Below are 15,461 nucleotides of genomic sequence, written 5' to 3' on the forward strand. Positions count from 1 at the left end.
CGAAGTCTGTACCTTTGCGGCAGAATTTAAAGAGCGAATGCGTGAAAGGCAATCCATCTCCATGAGCCTTTCGCCCTTCGCTTTTTCACTCTTTCGTTTTTTCAAAATGCTCCGAACGCACACTTGCGGGGAACTCCGCCTTACCGACGCATCAAAAACCGTTACCTTAACTGGCTGGGTCCAGACCATCCGCGACAAAGGCGGGGTACTTTGGATCGACCTCCGCGACCGCTACGGCATCACCCAACTCCTGCTCGAAGACGGGCAGACCGACCCCGAACTATTCACGATTGCCCGTTCGCTCGGGCGCGAATTCGTTCTGAAAGCGACCGGAACCGTCATCGAACGAAAGTCGAAAAATCCGAATATTCCGACCGGCGATATTGAAATCAAGGTAACTGCGCTGGAGGTACTGAACCCGGCCAAGCTGCCGCCCTTCCTGATCGAAGACAGCACCGACGGGGGCGATGACCTCCGCATGAAATACCGCTACCTCGACCTGCGCCGGAATCCGGTTCGCCGGAACCTCGAACTGCGGCATCGGATGGCTCAGCAAACGCGGCTGTATATGGATAGCCAGCAGTTCATCGAGGTCGAAACACCGGTCCTGATTAAATCGACGCCGGAAGGAGCCCGTGACTTTGTGGTGCCCAGCCGCATGAACCCCGGCGAATTTTACGCCCTGCCGCAGTCGCCCCAGACCTTCAAACAACTGCTGATGGTATCGGGTTTCGACCGTTACTATCAGATTGTCAAGTGTTTTCGCGACGAAGACCTGCGCGCCGACCGTCAACCCGAATTTACGCAGATCGACTGCGAGATGTCGTTTGTGGAGCAGGAAGATATTCTCAACATGTTCGAGGGGCTGGTTCGGCATCTGTTCAAAGCCGTCAGGGGAATCGACCTGGACCGGGTGCCGCGCATGACCTACGCCGACGCGATGCGGTTCTACGGCTCCGACAAACCCGACACCCGTTTCGATATGCAGTTCGTAGAACTCAAAGGTACTTTCGATACGGTCGATCTGACGTCGGGAAAAGGCTTTGGCGTGTTCGACTCGGCTGAACTGGTGGTTGGCATCAACGCACCGGGTTGCGCACACTACACGCGCAAACAACTCGATGAACTGACCGAGTGGATCAAACGCCCGCAGATCGGTGCGAAAGGGTTGATCTACGTTCGTTATAACGAAGATGGCAGCCTGAAATCGTCGGTCGATAAGTTTTATTCGGAAGAGGATCTGAAAAAATGGGCGGTTCAGTTTATGGCGAAACCCGGTGATCTGATGCTGATTATGTCGGGCGATGCGGCCAAAGCCCGCAAACAACTGAGCGAACTCCGCCTGGAAATGGGGAGTCGGCTGGGGCTGCGCGACCCGAATGTGTTCAGTTCGCTGTGGGTACTCGATTTCCCATTGCTCGAATACGGCGAAGAAGAAAAGCGCTGGTTTGCCATGCACCATCCCTTTACGTCGCCGAAACCGGAGGATATTCCGTTGCTCGAAAGTGATCTGGGCGCAGTGCGGGCCAACGCGTACGACATGGTAATCAACGGAACCGAAGTTGGGGGCGGGTCGATCCGGATTTTCAACCGTGACCTGCAAGCCCGGATGTTCAGTATTCTGGGCTTCTCGGATGAAGAAGCCAAAGCGCAGTTCGGTTTCCTGATGGATGCGTTCGAGTACGGTGCACCGCCCCACGGTGGAATTGCTTTTGGGTTCGACCGCTTGTGTTCATTGTTCGGCGGAGCCGATTCGATTCGGGATTTCATCGCGTTTCCTAAAAATAATTCCGGCCGCGACGTCATGATCGATTCACCCTCGATTATTTCCGAAAATCAATTGCAGGAACTTAAAATAAAGACATATATTAATTAATAGAATATATAAAAAGTTAAATTAGAATTAATTTTTATTTACAAACGGCGTATAAATTTAAACTTTGGGTTTAAATTTATACGCCGTTTTTTATTACGCTTTTCTCCAACTCTCTTCATGACGTTTTTTTGCCTCCGGCTAAGGCTGGTTCTAACCTGCCTGTTACCTACTATTGCGTTTGCACAGATCAGTATCACCAGTCCGGTTTCCCGGATGGTTTTCCAGCGAAACTCCGCCAATCAGGCCACCATCCTCATAACGGGGATGGCATCGCCCTCCGCCACGACAATTCAGGCCCAGCTTCTATCATTGACAGCCGGACAAGGTCAGGATACCGACTGGACGACGCTCTCTTTTTTGCCCGGATCGAAAGCTTTTCAGGGCACGATAACCGCAACCGCGGGCTGGTATCAACTCGTAGTCCGGTCGAGCTCAGGCAATACCCTGCTCGATGAAGCCCACGTGAACCGGGTTGGTATCGGCGAAGTTTTTGTGCTGGCTGGGCAATCGAATATGGTAGGTGGCTTCGAGCGGCAGCCCGGCGCGGCCGACGACCGGGTCTCGTGCATTGATTTTCGTCAGGCTAGTTTAGATGAACAGTTGCTTCCGCTGGCCTTCAGCCATGTCAGCTACGGAACCAACACCGGCCCCAGCCAGCCACCCTACATCTGGGGCCGACTGGGCGATAAACTGGTCAGCCGGCTCAACGTGCCGGTTTTGTTTCTGGGCGCGGCTACGGCCGCTACAGGCAGCGATCAGTGGAAGCAATCGGCCGATGGCAACGTCGTGCTCGATGATCAACCGTTTCCCTACCGTCGGCTTGGCGTCGTGTTGCAGCATTACATTGCCCGAACCGGTGTGCGTGCGATTCTCTGGCACCAGGGCGAGGGCGATATTTATTCATCTCAGTCCGCGTATTTCAACAACATTCAGGCTGTGATTCAGAAGACACGCCAGCAGACGGGCTTCGATCAGTTGCCCTGGGTGGTTTCGCGGGTGAGCTATACGCAGGGGCGGTACAACTCGAATGTCATTGCCGCCCAGAATCAGCTCATTGCCAGCCTTAACGCCGTCTTTGCCGGCCCTACCACCGACGACCTTCAGGGGTCGGATAACCGCCTGGGCGACGATGTGCATCTCGGCGGGAATGGGCTGGTGCGGTTCGCCGAAAAATGGGACCAGGCGCTAAGCAACGACTTTTTTGCCCGCTCGACGCCCTATACACCCAACAATTCGGCCTCGCTGATTACGAGCGGATACACCCTCCCGACGAAACGCCGGCCGGGCGAAACGATTCAGGCACCTTCTCTCCGCAACGATGCGCACGAAGCCGACAATAACTACGTGGTGCAGCTCGTCCGGGCTTCCGACAACAGCGTGGTCACGTCTTCATCGCCGGGAACGGCAAATCCGCTGACATTGACTCTGCCCGCCAACCTGCCCAGCGGCCAGTACCGTTTCCGAACGGTCTCGACTCATCCGGTCGTTACGGGTACACTCAGCGAAACGTTCGCCGTCGATGCGTCGGCTCCGGCGACGAACAATCCGGTGGCCATTGTGCCACCCGTGCCTGGGGGCACTGCCGATGCGAGCACGATGCGCCTTGGTTATTCGTACGATGCTGTCAGCCACGGGTTCTATCTGATGGCTCAGTCGGACGTACCGGTCGATTTCCGGCTGGAGCGGATCGACGGCGGAGGCTTCAACAATTCGGGCTGGCAGTCGGCCGTAACGGCCAGCCAGGTGCCGGGTTATTCCGACTTTGCCGATTACAACTACTTTCTGTTCTATTCACCGCCCTATCCCGGTTCAGGTGGGGTCGAGAGTGGGCGCTATCGCCTGTCTGTACGCCGAAAAGGCGATAACGGTTCCGGGTTCTGGTGTGAGGCCAACTTACTACCTAATCGAAATACGCTCTTTCTGCGGATGGAGGAAATTCCGCTGCCACCCGATCTGACCCCTATCATGTATACCCAACCCTCTACCCAGACGGGTACAACTAACTTTGGGGTGGTGGGCGAGATATACGAAGTCAATTCGGTCGCTACGAACGGACTGATTACGTTAAAAGTCAACAAAGACCCACGAATCAAGCTAAGTCTCAATCCCATGGCTACCAGCATCAATGGCCGGAGTGTGCAAAACAGCGCCTGGATGTTGGATAGCAACGGGAATAACTCCTATTACATCATTACGACCAATCAGGTCATTGCGGGAGGAGGTAAGCTTTCGTTCGGGCTGAATGGAGTATTGACTGCCGGAACGACCACAGGAGCTTTGTCGGTCAGCGTGGTCATCGTGGCGGGCAGCGGGGGCGAAGTAAACGCTGAGAATAATACGATAACCAATAAAATAGATTATTTTCAGAACTAGACGAGTGCGCCGGCCCGGTCGGGCCGGCGATCAGTCGAACGTCCATTTGCTCAGCCAGGGATCGCCTGTCTGCTGCTGAAACTGCTTTAGTTTGGCCTGCATGCGAGTCAGCGTAGGGTGGTAACGCGGGTCAGCGGCCAGGTTATGCACCTCGTCGGGGTCGGTCTGAAGGTCGTATAATTCAAAACGCGGACGGTTCAGAAAAGCCGTAACCGTGCGTTTTCCGTATCGTTTCTGCCCGCTCCGCCGGATGTCCTGCCAGGTAAAGGAGTTGTACAAATCGAGCGCCATAGGATACGGCAGGGCATGGGCAATGTTGTAGATCAGTTTATACCGGCGTTCGCGCAGCACCCGCATCGGATAGTACATAGTCACTTCGTGCAGTGAATGGGATGCGTACACCTCATCCCAGCCCGTGATAGATGCTTGTTCGATATGGTTTTTGAACGACCGACCCTGGCTGGCTGCCGTACCGACGCCCGCAAAATCGAGCAGAGTCGGCGTTATGTCGACCCAGGAAATCATCGCGTCCTGCACAAAACCATGCTTCAGAGGTTTGGGTAACTTTATGATGCAGGGCAACCGCATACCGGGTTCGTACAGGGTCGTTTTGGCCCCCGGAAACGGAGCGCCGTTGTCCGACAGGTAAATGATCAGGGTGTTGTCGTACTGGCCGGTTTCTTTCAGGTACTCGACCAGTCGGCCTACGCCCTGATCAAGCCGACTGATGGCTTCGTAGTACTGCGCCAGTTCGGCCCGGCAGGCGCGGGTGTCGGGCAGGTAGGCGGGTACCCGAACGTCGCGGGGCTGATAAAAATGGTCGCCTACCTGCGGATATCCACCGGGGCGATTACCAAACAGGTTAGGCTTCGATCCGTCGAAAACAGGCGAGCCATTGGGATCTACCGAATTACTGCGGTGTGGATCGTCGGTAGCGAAATACAGAAAAAACGGACGGTCTGCTTTTTCGTTCAGGAACGGATAACACAGCCGCGCCATTTCCACCGGACTCCGTCCGATCGAAGCCGGATCGTTGACGGTGCCACCGCTGAGTACCTGTTGAAAATGATAAACCGGTTCCGGCGCGACGTGAAACTTGCCGATCCGGGCGGTTCGGTAACCCGCCTGCGCCAATAAAACCGGAAGCGACCGCACCGTGTCGAACGAACTGAAATGATGCTCCTGATGCTGCAAACCATACATGCCGTTGGCGTGGTTGTGCAGGCCCGTCAACAGGACCGAGCGGCTGGGGCTGCAACTGGCTGTTGTACAGAATGCGTTGGTAAAACGGGTGCCCTCGGCCGCCAGTTGATCGATATGGGGCGTTCGGACCGCCGGATTTCCGTAACAGCCCACCGCTTCGCGCCCGTGGTCATCGGCCACGATCAGCACGATGTTCGGGCGGGCGTCGGCTACAGGCTTTGCAGTATGGACCAGCGTTGACTGAGTCGATCGTAGGCCGGGACCTTCGATCGAGGGTAACAGCGCCCAAAAGCTCAGTAAAAAACTACCTAAAACGAGGCTGAATGCAGAATGTGTGTGCATGGTTCGACGATTCAGCCTCGTTTTACGGACAGGCTGACTTATTTTTTTCTAACCGTTTCTTCCAGAAATTCGCGGAATTTCTGGGCAAATTCGGGCCGTTTGAGGGCAAATTCAACGGTCGTTTTCAGAAAATCGAGTTTGTTGCCGATATCGTGCCGCTTCCCTTCGATACGATGGGCGTAAAGATTCTCGCGTTTGAGCAGCAACAGCATGGCATCGGTCAACTGAATTTCGTTGTTTTTTCCAACGGGCGTCTGCTCCAGCATCGCAAAGATTTCGGGCGTCAGGACATACCGTCCGGCGATGGCCAGATTGGATGGAGCGGCTTCGATGGCGGGTTTTTCGACCAGCGTGTCCAGCTCCAGAATACGGTCGCCAAGCGACTTTCCGCCCACGATACCGTAACGGTTGACTTTATCGTGCGGCACTTCTTCAACCGCGATCACCGAGCAACCGTACTGTGCGTAGGTATCGATCAGTTGCTGCGTCACCGGAATGACAGAATCCATGATAGTGTCGCCCAGTAGCACCGCAAAAGGTTCATTCCCAACATGATGACGCGCGTAGCGAATGGCGTCGCCCAGGCCGTTCAGCTCCCGCTGACGAACGTAGTGCAGGTTGGCCATCTCCGAGAGTCGGCGCATTTCGTCCAGCAGCAGTTGATCTTCTTTTTCCTCGAGCCGGGTTTCCAGCTCGAAGTTCCGGTCGAAGTGGTCTTCGATGGCGCGCTTGCCCTTTCCGGTGATGATGAGAATATCTTCGATGCCCGAATCGACCGCTTCCTGTACGACATACTGGATCGTGGGCCGATCGATAATGGGCAACATTTCTTTGGGTTGCGCCTTGGTGGCTGGCAAAAACCGGGTTCCAAGACCGGCAGCGGGAATAACAGCTTTTTTGATCATGAGTATGGGGCAGAGGGCAAAGGGCAGAGGGGATAGAGGTAAGGGCAGAGGGTGAATGCTACAAACCCTATCCCCTGACCCCTACCCCCTCTGCTACACTACATAAGGCTTGATAACGCGGGCATTTATTTTTTTGAGTTCAACGAACAACCGGTTCAGCATGGCGTCGTCGCGGTAGAGACCAATGATCGAGCCCCCCGAACCTGTAAACGATGCCGAGGCTCCGCAGGCCCGGGCCGTTTCGATGAGACTCCGGTTACGGTCGCTGATGGCGTAAATCTGCGCCCGCAGGTCGAAATTACGGTTGACCAGTTCGTTTAGCGCGTCGGTATCCTGCCGCAGAATGGCCGCGTGTCCTTCCCGCGCTACGTTGGCAATGGCGTTCATGGTATCGACCACCAGCGGTTCGCCTTTGAGCCAGCGCGCCCGAACGTCATTATGGACCCGCCCCGACTGCTTGCCCAAGTCGGTGTTGTAAGCAATGTACAATTTGGGGAGCAGGTGGGAGTCGATCGGTTCGTACTGACCGTAGCCCTGAGCCTCCATGATGTCGCGGTCGAAATCCATGTAAACACAACCCTCGTAGCACTGGATGACCCGATCCTGCAGTCCGGCGGTGATACCCAGTTCTTCAGTTTCGGTGGCCAGTACTAAATTGGGCAGAACAGGCTGTGGGATTTCGACCCCGTAGAATTGCATGAGCGCCCGAAACGTAGCCACGATGATGGCACTGGACCCCGACAATCCGACCTGTCGCGGAATGGACGTGTTATAGCGAATCGAAAAGTTTTGGTTCGGCAGGCGTATGTGTTCGGCTTCGCAATATTCAGCAAACTTTTTAACAGCCGCTTTCAGCAGAGGAACGCCACCGTGGTAGCCGAGTGTACTGACTGCGTCGCGGAGGTGGTGCAGGCTTCGGAACACATTCGTATCCTGAGCCTGCGGTTCAATATGCAGTTCCGGCGAACGGTAGAGGGTTACCGACGCGCCGAAATTACGAACACTGATGGCAATGGTTTTCCCAAAGAAGCCGTCGGACGGGTTGCCAAGCAGGCCCGCCCGGGCGTAGGCACGGGTTTCGATAAGCAAAATCGTGAGTGCGACCCAACAGGCCGCGGGTTTGGCTGAACAATTCAACGGCAAGTTTACGAAAGAATCGCCAGCCCAAAGCGCTACCTTACCAAACGGGCTACCAAATAAAAAGCGACCGGCTGGTGTTCCGGTCGCTTCCTGTGGATGATAAGTGCAGGTTAGCCCTAATCCACGTCATTCTTTTCTACGTTCTCTTTATCCTTTCCGGTATAGCCGACATTGTGCGGATCGTAGCCGGCATTCGGGTCGTCGCCTTGCTCGAGGTAGGTAGCATCGGACCGGTGCAGCAGCGCGTCATCCGACGGATTTTCGGCTACTTCGCTTAATTTCCGGGCGGCATCGTCGCTCATCATCTGTCCTTTGGGTGCTTCTGAGATCGCGTCGGCGTCGACGTCCCACTCCTGTGTACCGCCCAGGCTCGAACCGTGAGGTTCACCCACGCGTCCAACACCCAGGTTGGCTGCGCGCGCGTCACGGGTCTGGATTACGTTCTCGTCGTCCATGTCCATACCCGAGGTCGAATCTTTGTAGACGTTGGTACCAACCCCTTCCGACTCTCGACCGTAATCGGAGGTTCCGTGTTGGTTTGGATCGTGGGAATAAAACTCAGGATCAACTTTATCGGGGTCGAATGGTGATGTCGTAGCCATAGCGTTCAGTGTTTTTCAGACTATAACCCGTAAGCGGGTGGAGTTGTTTTGGGTGGCAAAGGGGTAAGGGCGTGGGGGAGAGGGGTAAGGGTATAGGGCAAAGGGGTAAGGGCGTGGGGCATAGGGTGAAAGTTGCCCCACGCCCTTACCCCTTTGCCCTCTGCCCTTTCAGCTCCGCCAGCAGCTGGTCGTTAGTTTGTTGCAGCAGAGCGACGCGCTCATTCAACTGGAACAGCAGAAACTCGACGTTCCGCAGCCGCTCTTCGGTAGTGATGGCCGCCGATGGCGAGTTCATAACTTTAAACATATGTCCTTCGCCCCGCAGCAGCCAGTCGCCGTTGACCTGCGGATAAGCCGTCAGGATCTTTTCGAGGGTGTCGTAACGGGGTTTCAGCCGACCATGGAGAATATGGTAAACTTTCTCACCCCGATTTTCGCCCAGTTGTCGGGAAAATTCGAGCACGCTGATGTTGAGCGTATCGATTAATTGTTGCAGCCGCAGGTGAATGGTCATAAAGCATGGGGGTAAGGGCATGGGGCATAGGGTTGAATCCGCATCCCCGCGCCCCATGCCCTTACCCCCATGCTTTTTTACACAAAAGTCCGTAAAAATAGGTGATTTTCGATCGAAAATCGGTTGGTTTATTACAGAAAACTATGTATATTTAACCTTGAAAACAGGGCCTTTTTAAAAGGCAAAAGGGACCGCAATATGGGCCCCCTGCTTGAACAGTAAACAACAAATACTAATGAACACACAAAACAAAAGCCAACTTTCGACAATTCAAAGCGGTAACCCCCTGAAACCGTATCAAAAGATTCATGAATTGACCGGCGAGGTGGTCAATAAGTACAAATATCTGGAAGGGCACCCGCGTCAATATCGCTTCGATGCCAAAGAGGGTGTGTTCAATATCAACGGTTCGGAGAAGCTGGGCCGTACGCTCACCTTCCAGCCCATCGCCTGGCGGATCTTCACCGACAATATCCTGAATATGGGTACTAAAAACTGGGCGGAGATTTTTTTCATCGATGAAAAAAACTGCGTGTCAGCGGTGCTGTTCCACGGCTACTCGGTCGATAATATTTTCCGGCTCATCGAACCGCTGTATTACGACGATCTGACACTGGCCGACGTAGTCATCACAGCCGTTGCCGAGAAGAAAGAAAATAATAAAATACAGCCCAAGGGTGTGTATTATATTTCCACGTTCTCCTACAAAATGGGCGACGTGGAAAAAACGGTCGAACTAAAGCAATTTGCGCAGGATGTGAAGATTTTTCGGCAGGAGACGCTTACGGACATTGCCAACATCAAAACGGCGATGAACTACTATAATCCGTTTATCAATCCGGTAGAAGAACCCGAACTCCTGGCCGCCGGCTAAGAATCGGTAGGGTGTTTCAAGGTTGAGGCTGCTCACGTCCGGGCGGCCTCAATTTCATGTATCCGCAAACGCTGAACTTATGTTATCACTGCCATTTTCCCAACAGATTCCCCTGCTGCTGAACCCCAATGATGAGTACCGGTCATTACCGCGGGTTTCCAATTCCGATCTGACCCAGCTGAAAGAAGAGCATCTGGGCTACTGGTCGGTGCCGTCGGCCCGCTTCATTCCGGAGAAAACGAAGGTGTTCGGCCGGGCCTTTCATCAGCACCTGCTCGAACCGGAGTCGATTGGAACCGTACTCGAGCAACTGCTGCCCGACCTGGTCGAGGGACATAGCAAACAGGTTGATCAGTTGGCCATGCTGACCCAAACTATTCGGCAGGATGCCTTTTGCCGACGCTACCTGCGCTTGTCGGAACGGGAGCGCGTAGTGCTGTCTACCGACCCCACAACCGGCGTTGCCTGCAAGGCTCGCCTGGATATGGTGTATACCAGTCCGAAACGGCGAAACGCGCTGATCATCGATCTGAAGACAACTTCTGCCCGCACCCAGGCGCAGTTTCTGGAGTCGTGCTATACCTACGACTATGACCGGCAGGCCGCTTTCTACCTCGACAGTCTTCGAAACGCCGAAAGCGGAGAGTGGGCGTCGACCCGCCAGTTTCGGTTTGTATTCGTGGGCGTCATGAAACAACGGCCGCATCGGCTGTTTGCTATCGATGCTACCTCAATTCCCGGCTTCATCGATTATGGCCGGAAGAAATACCGATTCTGGCTCCGGAAGTGGCGTGAAGAGCAGGACAACGAACTTGTTTCGGCTCCTGCCTGGAGTATGACGGCTTAAGGCAAGGGGCAGAGGGGTAAGGGCATAGGGTAACAGTTTAATTGATTTTTACCCTGTGCCCTTACCCCTCTGCCCTGTGCCAGAAACTTTAATCAACGATCGTTATGAATGCCTCGATAATAAATGTATCCCCCACTCCGCTCCATTTCGATTGGGGAACCGATGGACTGGTGCTCTGGATTGAGGAACTGGACGGGACCGACAGCCTGGCTGGCCAGATGAATGAGGTAATGGACCGGATCGCTTTCGCAATCGAACTCCAGACGGGCTGGGACCACCGGTCCGATGCCGACACGTTGCATCCATTATATGGCTATCGGCTTCTGCTGCGCGATGCGTCGGGCTGCTGGAATGCCGTTCAGACCGACGAAACCGGTCACTATGCCGGACTCACTCCATTGCAGGAAATGGATTATGAAGTGGCCTATGACAAAGTCATGTGGCTGGATTAGTTGGTGCATAAGGGATTGAAAACCGGATCGCTGGGCCATTATAGGAGCCGCCGATCCGGTTTTTTCGTTCTCACGCAACCTTTCTAGGGCCGTTTGCATCCTTAGAAAAACATAACGCACACGAGCCTCATGAAACTTATTGCTTCGTTCCTGTTCTTAACTGCTGTTGCGATAGCACCGGCGCTGGCGCAAACCTCGGTCGATGCCAAAGAGATTATAGCGAAAATCAACCGCAAACAGGCGGTTTCCTACCAGAACGCAACCATTACGGGCGACCTGGATCTGACCAGTCTGGAAAATCGCAAAGAAGTACACGAAGGCAATTGGGATACGCCCCAGTACCTGAGCGTAGTCGACGTGCCGCTGTCGTTTAAAAACTGCACCTTCAAAGGGAAATTTCTGGCTTACCGGTCCGAAGATCGCGAAGGGAAACTGTTCAAAGGCAGCAATACGGTTTATAACACCGACTTTACGGAAGCCGTAACCTTCGAAGGCTGTACGTTTGAAGACGACGCTGCGTTCAAATATTCGCACTTTAGCCAGCGGGCCCTCTTCACCAGTAATAAGTTTCGCGACGAAGCGCTGTTTAAATACACCCAGTTCCGCAACGCAGCCGATTTCAGCGGGTCAGAGTTTCGGGGGTATGCCGACTTCAAATACACGAAGTTTGAAGAAGCCTCGGCGTTTCAGGATGTCCGGTTTGGGCAGTACGCCGATTTTAAATACACGAAATTCGACGAAGGAGTGAGTTTTCAGAAAGCCAGCTTTTCGGGTCACGCGGATTTCAAATACACCAACTTCCCCCGGGGTACCTCCTTCGACAACGTTCGGTTCAACGGGGGCACCGATTTCAAATACACGAAACTCGACGGGCGGAAGTTCAATCCAGGCAACTGACCGTCCTGAGCGCCGGACACAGCGTGTTGGCTCCTGGTCCGGCGCAATTTCTTTCCAACCCCTTTCGGGTTTTTTGCGTTTATCAGAACGTTACACCAATCACGCAACGTTTTGAAACGCACCACCAAAGTTCTGATTGCGCTGGGCATTCTGCTCATTGTTGCCCGGTTACTGCTGCCGTATTTCGTGCTGCGGTATGTCAACAAAAACCTGGCCGACATGGGCGAGTATACGGGCCATGTCGAGGGTATCGACATTCACCTTATCCGGGGCGCTTACCAGATCGACGACCTGCGTATCCGTAAGGTCGCGGGGAAGATCAAAGAACCTTTTCTGTTTATTCCCAAAATCGACTTGTCGGTCGAGTGGAAATCGCTGTTTAAAGGTCGGCTGGTTAGTGAGGTGGAATGTTATAAACCCGAAATCAACTTCGCTTTCAGTGAGAGTGAGGCCAGCAGCCAGACGGGGGCAGAAGTAGACTGGACGGCCTACCTGAAAAAGCTGCTTCCCATCAATATCAACCGGTTTGCCGTGATCGATGGCACGGTCAACCTCACCAGCCTGATCACGCAGCCCCGCGCCGACTTATCGCTCAAGCAGTTTCAGGGCGAAATTCGGAACATCCGGAATGTTGAGGATAAGGACACCAAACTGCCTTCTCCCGTAACGGCCACGGGAAACGTGCCCGGCTATGGCGGCACCATGAATTTCAGGGCCAATATGAACCTGCTGAAGTCTGTTCCGGATTTCGACTACAACCTGATTTTTGCCGATCTTCAACTGGTTAAGCTCAATGCGCTTGCCCGGCACTATGCCAACATCGATTTCGAGCGTGGCAACGTGAGCGTTTATAGTGAGATGGCCATGCTCGACAAGAAGCTGAATGGCTATTTAAAACCCCTTACCAAAGGGATGAAAATTTTTAAGCTCAACGAACATGAACACCGGTCGGTGGGTAAATTTTTTACCGAACTGATTGCTCAGGCCGGCACTGCCATTCTCAAAAACCAGAAACACGATCAGGTGGCTACGCGTATTCCGCTTACCGGTACGATCGAAGACGTTAAAACGCCCCTATGGCCCACTGTTTTTGGCGTACTGCGCAATGCCTACATCAAGGCCTTTCGGGGCGAGTTCGACAATAATATTACCCTGAACGATGCGCTTAAAGATTTCAAAGCCGATCTGAAGGAAAAGCGAGCCGAACGAAAAGCCGAGCGTAAAGAAAAGCGAGCGGAGCGGAAAGCCGAACGCAAACAAAAACGGGCCGAGAAAAAAGCGCAACGCGAAAAAGAAAAACGCTGATGCCCTGGTAGGCGGTGGCTACAAGCGTCCTTAATCAGAAACGCCCGGCTAACGATTCTAAGAATCGTTAGCCGGGCGTTTCTGGCTTTCCTTCTGCAACTACTACCGCCGGGCGGGCGCCGAGTAACGGCTTGGGAATTCACGGCCTACGCCAAAAGCATAGCCCAGGGTAACGGTAATGGTCGAATTATAGAGCGAATTGTGAGGTCCCCACAGATTCGGCAGGTTCGACTGGACATTGGCCAGGCCAAGCGTGTAGCGGGCATCGATCAGGAAGTGCTGTCGGGTAGCCACGCCCCAGTTCAGCTGAAAGCCACCCGTAGCGCCCAGATCCAGGCTGTTGAAATCGCTGGTGTTATCCATGTTGACCACGGTTGGCGGTCCCGACAGGATTTGGCCGTTGGTGCGCTTGGCGTTGAGCTTGATACCGAGCGAAGGACCCACGAACACGTTCGGTCTGAATTTACCCGACAACGTCAGAAAATAACGCGCCACGACCGGAATCTCCAGGTAATTGACGTGCTGGGTAAACGAATACCGGCTGTCGGCGTATTTGGCCCCACGCTGTGAGTACAGGACATCGGCAGAAATTCCGAAATGGTTCAGCGAACTGTACATCAGAAAGGCACCCGCAGCCAGACCGGGCTTGAAACTCATGTTGTCGGCACTGCCCCAATAATTAGACATATTCAAGCCGATGCGCGGCCCGGCACTGAAGCGCTGCTGGGCAAAAGTGCCTGATAGACAGCAGGAAACGAAAAGAAACGATAGGAGAGTAGAGCGTAGCGAAATTGTGCGAAACATAAAGACCTGTATAAGTAGTTATGCCCCGTTAACGTATGATCTTCGGCAAATGTTTTACGATATCCTGATAAATATCGGCGGATTTTTCGAGAGTTTCAACCGAAATACACTGATAAAATCGGCGTTACTGCCGATCGCAGCCAAGGAAGGAGATACGTCGTCGGATAGGTGGCTCGTCACTTTGGGTGCTGGTTTTCGCTCCGGTTTGGCAGGGCGTTTGGGAGCGAAAAAGATAAAATAAACGGCCATGGCCAGCATAAACAGGATCGCGGCCGTCATGGTAGCGATCCAGAGGGGCCAGAGCCGTTTTTTCGTTGCCGACTCATGAATACGCCGGTGGAGCGCATCCCGCAGATCGGCGAGTTGGTCGGCCGAGGGCCCTTCGGCGGCATTGATGCCAGCCACGGCGGTCTGTTGCATGGCTTCCAGCCCGGCCAGCGCGTCGGCGTAAAATGGATTTTCCAGCAGCAGCCGCTCCACACGGTGCCTTGCTGGACCACTTAGCTGCCCAGCCTGATACGCCTGTAAATCATTGAATGTCAGTTGGTCGTTCATGGTTACTGCTTCGGTTGGTCGGGCAGGATGAGGTATATGCCCATCCGGTTGCCCGCGCGTCGAGTCCCGCGTCACCGACTCATACAAATTTTCAAATTTCGGCGGCCATTTTGCAAATAACTTTTCACCTGTTTCAGGTCATAGCCTGTTTCTTCGGCTACCTCCGTATAGGTTTTTCGCTCCAGATAAAAGAGAGTCAGGCAGGTTTGCTGTTCTGGAGGCAGGGTTTTCAGGTACGTTTCCAGGCGGGTCAGGTCTTCTTCCAGATCGGCAATATCAGGTTCTTCGCTGACTAATTTCCCGAATGCTTCTTCGTCGGCTTCCGCTCCCGTATCGGTCACCAGGGTTGTTTTCGGATGGGCCTGGCTTTTGCGCAGTTGCATGAGGCAGTAATTACGGGCCACACTATGCAGCCAGGGCCCGAATTGCAGCACTTCATGCCGGCGCAGGTCGGTGATCAACTGCTCGAAGAGGTTCATGACCGCATCTTTCGCTTCCTCTTCGTCGCGCAGGTAGTTGTAGCACACGGCGTAAGTAAGCTCCATATGTCGCTCATAAAGCTCGCCCAATACCGCCAGATCGCCCGTAGCGCGGTATAACGCCACAAACTCCTGATCGGTAGTTGGTTTAGGTTTACGAAATCGTTTCAGAAACATACACTAGCTGGCCACCTATACGTAACAGATGCACGAAAGGGTTAAATTCCATAAATAAGGGCTTCAGGAATCCAAAACAGATGGGTCACTGGCTCAATAACCCACGTTTGCCGTAA

General features: G+C 53.8%; 15 protein-coding genes. 7 read left to right on the forward strand and 8 right to left on the reverse strand.

All coding sequences use genetic code 11. The annotated features are described in order from the left end of the window. Window positions 1-106: 106 nt before the first annotated feature. Together aspS and ACYVC2_RS15600 are read left to right on the forward strand one after the other, a co-directional pair. Window positions 107-1,876, forward strand: a complete 1,770-nt coding sequence (gene aspS / locus ACYVC2_RS15595) for an aspartate--tRNA ligase (protein WP_461103372.1) — start codon at window positions 107-109, stop codon at window positions 1,874-1,876. Window positions 1,877-1,993: 117 nt separating this feature from the next. Next, window positions 1,994-4,249, forward strand: a complete 2,256-nt coding sequence (locus tag ACYVC2_RS15600; protein WP_461103373.1) for a sialate O-acetylesterase — start codon at window positions 1,994-1,996, stop codon at window positions 4,247-4,249. Window positions 4,250-4,279: 30 nt separating this feature from the next. Here ACYVC2_RS15600 and ACYVC2_RS15605 read toward each other — a convergent pair whose 3' ends face one another. From ACYVC2_RS15605 to ACYVC2_RS15625, 5 genes are all read right to left on the reverse strand, one after another. After that, window positions 4,280-5,794: a sulfatase family protein gene (locus ACYVC2_RS15605; protein WP_461103374.1), complete on the reverse strand. Its 1,515-nt coding sequence runs from the start codon at window positions 5,792-5,794 to the stop codon at window positions 4,280-4,282. A 38-nt stretch (window positions 5,795-5,832) separates the two neighbouring features. Beyond that, complete coding sequence (galU, locus tag ACYVC2_RS15610; protein ID WP_461103375.1) at window positions 5,833-6,699, reverse strand: UTP--glucose-1-phosphate uridylyltransferase GalU; 867 nt, start codon at window positions 6,697-6,699, stop codon at window positions 5,833-5,835. Between the two features lie 93 nt (window positions 6,700-6,792). Beyond that, window positions 6,793-7,788 (reverse strand): mevalonate kinase family protein, encoded by a 996-nt coding sequence (locus tag ACYVC2_RS15615; RefSeq protein ID WP_461103376.1) that lies wholly within the window; start codon window positions 7,786-7,788, stop codon window positions 6,793-6,795. 167 nt (window positions 7,789-7,955) lie between these two features. Then, complete coding sequence (locus ACYVC2_RS15620) at window positions 7,956-8,441, reverse strand: hypothetical protein (protein WP_461103377.1); 486 nt, start codon at window positions 8,439-8,441, stop codon at window positions 7,956-7,958. 145 nt (window positions 8,442-8,586) lie between these two features. Further along, a complete protein-coding gene (locus ACYVC2_RS15625; protein WP_461107149.1) occupies window positions 8,587-8,955 on the reverse strand; it encodes an XRE family transcriptional regulator in 369 nt (122 codons plus the stop codon). 235 nt (window positions 8,956-9,190) lie between these two features. Between ACYVC2_RS15625 and ACYVC2_RS15630 the strand changes: the two genes are divergently transcribed. The 5 genes from ACYVC2_RS15630 (at window position 9,191) to ACYVC2_RS15650 (ending at window position 13,330) form a co-directional block, all read left to right on the forward strand. Continuing rightward, window positions 9,191-9,829 (forward strand): hypothetical protein, encoded by a 639-nt coding sequence (locus ACYVC2_RS15630; RefSeq protein WP_461103378.1) that lies wholly within the window; start codon window positions 9,191-9,193, stop codon window positions 9,827-9,829. 79 nt (window positions 9,830-9,908) lie between these two features. Next, entirely contained in the window at window positions 9,909-10,676 is a 768-nt protein-coding gene (locus ACYVC2_RS15635) for a PD-(D/E)XK nuclease-like domain-containing protein (protein WP_461103379.1), read from the forward strand. A 104-nt stretch (window positions 10,677-10,780) separates the two neighbouring features. Further along, window positions 10,781-11,128, forward strand: a complete 348-nt coding sequence (locus ACYVC2_RS15640) for a hypothetical protein (RefSeq protein WP_461103380.1) — start codon at window positions 10,781-10,783, stop codon at window positions 11,126-11,128. A 129-nt stretch (window positions 11,129-11,257) separates the two neighbouring features. Then, window positions 11,258-12,025, forward strand: coding sequence for a pentapeptide repeat-containing protein (locus ACYVC2_RS15645; protein ID WP_461103381.1), 768 nt, complete (start codon window positions 11,258-11,260; stop codon window positions 12,023-12,025). Between the two features lie 111 nt (window positions 12,026-12,136). Continuing rightward, window positions 12,137-13,330, forward strand: coding sequence for an AsmA family protein (locus tag ACYVC2_RS15650; RefSeq protein ID WP_461103382.1), 1,194 nt, complete (start codon window positions 12,137-12,139; stop codon window positions 13,328-13,330). 102 nt (window positions 13,331-13,432) lie between these two features. Here the strand turns inward: ACYVC2_RS15650 and ACYVC2_RS15655 are convergent, their stop codons facing one another. The 3 genes from ACYVC2_RS15655 to ACYVC2_RS15665 form a co-directional block, all read right to left on the reverse strand. Beyond that, window positions 13,433-14,134: a porin family protein gene (locus ACYVC2_RS15655; protein ID WP_461103383.1), complete on the reverse strand. Its 702-nt coding sequence runs from the start codon at window positions 14,132-14,134 to the stop codon at window positions 13,433-13,435. A 54-nt stretch (window positions 14,135-14,188) separates the two neighbouring features. Beyond that, on the reverse strand, window positions 14,189-14,689 hold the full coding sequence (locus tag ACYVC2_RS15660) for a hypothetical protein (RefSeq protein WP_461103384.1): 501 nt from the start codon (window positions 14,687-14,689) through the stop codon (window positions 14,189-14,191). A 71-nt stretch (window positions 14,690-14,760) separates the two neighbouring features. Beyond that, complete coding sequence (locus ACYVC2_RS15665; RefSeq protein WP_461103385.1) at window positions 14,761-15,345, reverse strand: RNA polymerase sigma factor; 585 nt, start codon at window positions 15,343-15,345, stop codon at window positions 14,761-14,763. Window positions 15,346-15,461: the final 116 nt, after the last annotated feature.

The sequence above is a fragment of the Spirosoma koreense genome (assembly GCF_054777875.1).

Bases quoted from the DNA above. Each gene is read 5' to 3' on its own strand.
- aspS (WP_461103372.1), top strand. From the start codon at position 107: ATGCTCCGAACGCACACTTGCGGGGAACTCCGCCTTACCGACGCATCA.
- ACYVC2_RS15600 (WP_461103373.1), top strand. From the start codon at position 1,994: ATGACGTTTTTTTGCCTCCGGCTAAGGCTGGTTCTAACCTGCCTGTTA.
- ACYVC2_RS15605 (WP_461103374.1), bottom strand. From the start codon at position 5,794: ATGCACACACATTCTGCATTCAGCCTCGTTTTAGGTAGTTTTTTACTG.
- galU (WP_461103375.1), bottom strand. From the start codon at position 6,699: ATGATCAAAAAAGCTGTTATTCCCGCTGCCGGTCTTGGAACCCGGTTT.
- ACYVC2_RS15620 (WP_461103377.1), bottom strand. From the start codon at position 8,441: ATGGCTACGACATCACCATTCGACCCCGATAAAGTTGATCCTGAGTTT.
- ACYVC2_RS15625 (WP_461107149.1), bottom strand. From the start codon at position 8,955: ATGACCATTCACCTGCGGCTGCAACAATTAATCGATACGCTCAACATC.
- ACYVC2_RS15630 (WP_461103378.1), top strand. From the start codon at position 9,191: ATGAACACACAAAACAAAAGCCAACTTTCGACAATTCAAAGCGGTAAC.
- ACYVC2_RS15635 (WP_461103379.1), top strand. From the start codon at position 9,909: ATGTTATCACTGCCATTTTCCCAACAGATTCCCCTGCTGCTGAACCCC.
- ACYVC2_RS15640 (WP_461103380.1), top strand. From the start codon at position 10,781: ATGAATGCCTCGATAATAAATGTATCCCCCACTCCGCTCCATTTCGAT.
- ACYVC2_RS15645 (WP_461103381.1), top strand. From the start codon at position 11,258: ATGAAACTTATTGCTTCGTTCCTGTTCTTAACTGCTGTTGCGATAGCA.
- ACYVC2_RS15655 (WP_461103383.1), bottom strand. From the start codon at position 14,134: ATGTTTCGCACAATTTCGCTACGCTCTACTCTCCTATCGTTTCTTTTC.
- ACYVC2_RS15660 (WP_461103384.1), bottom strand. From the start codon at position 14,689: ATGAACGACCAACTGACATTCAATGATTTACAGGCGTATCAGGCTGGG.
- ACYVC2_RS15665 (WP_461103385.1), bottom strand. From the start codon at position 15,345: ATGTTTCTGAAACGATTTCGTAAACCTAAACCAACTACCGATCAGGAG.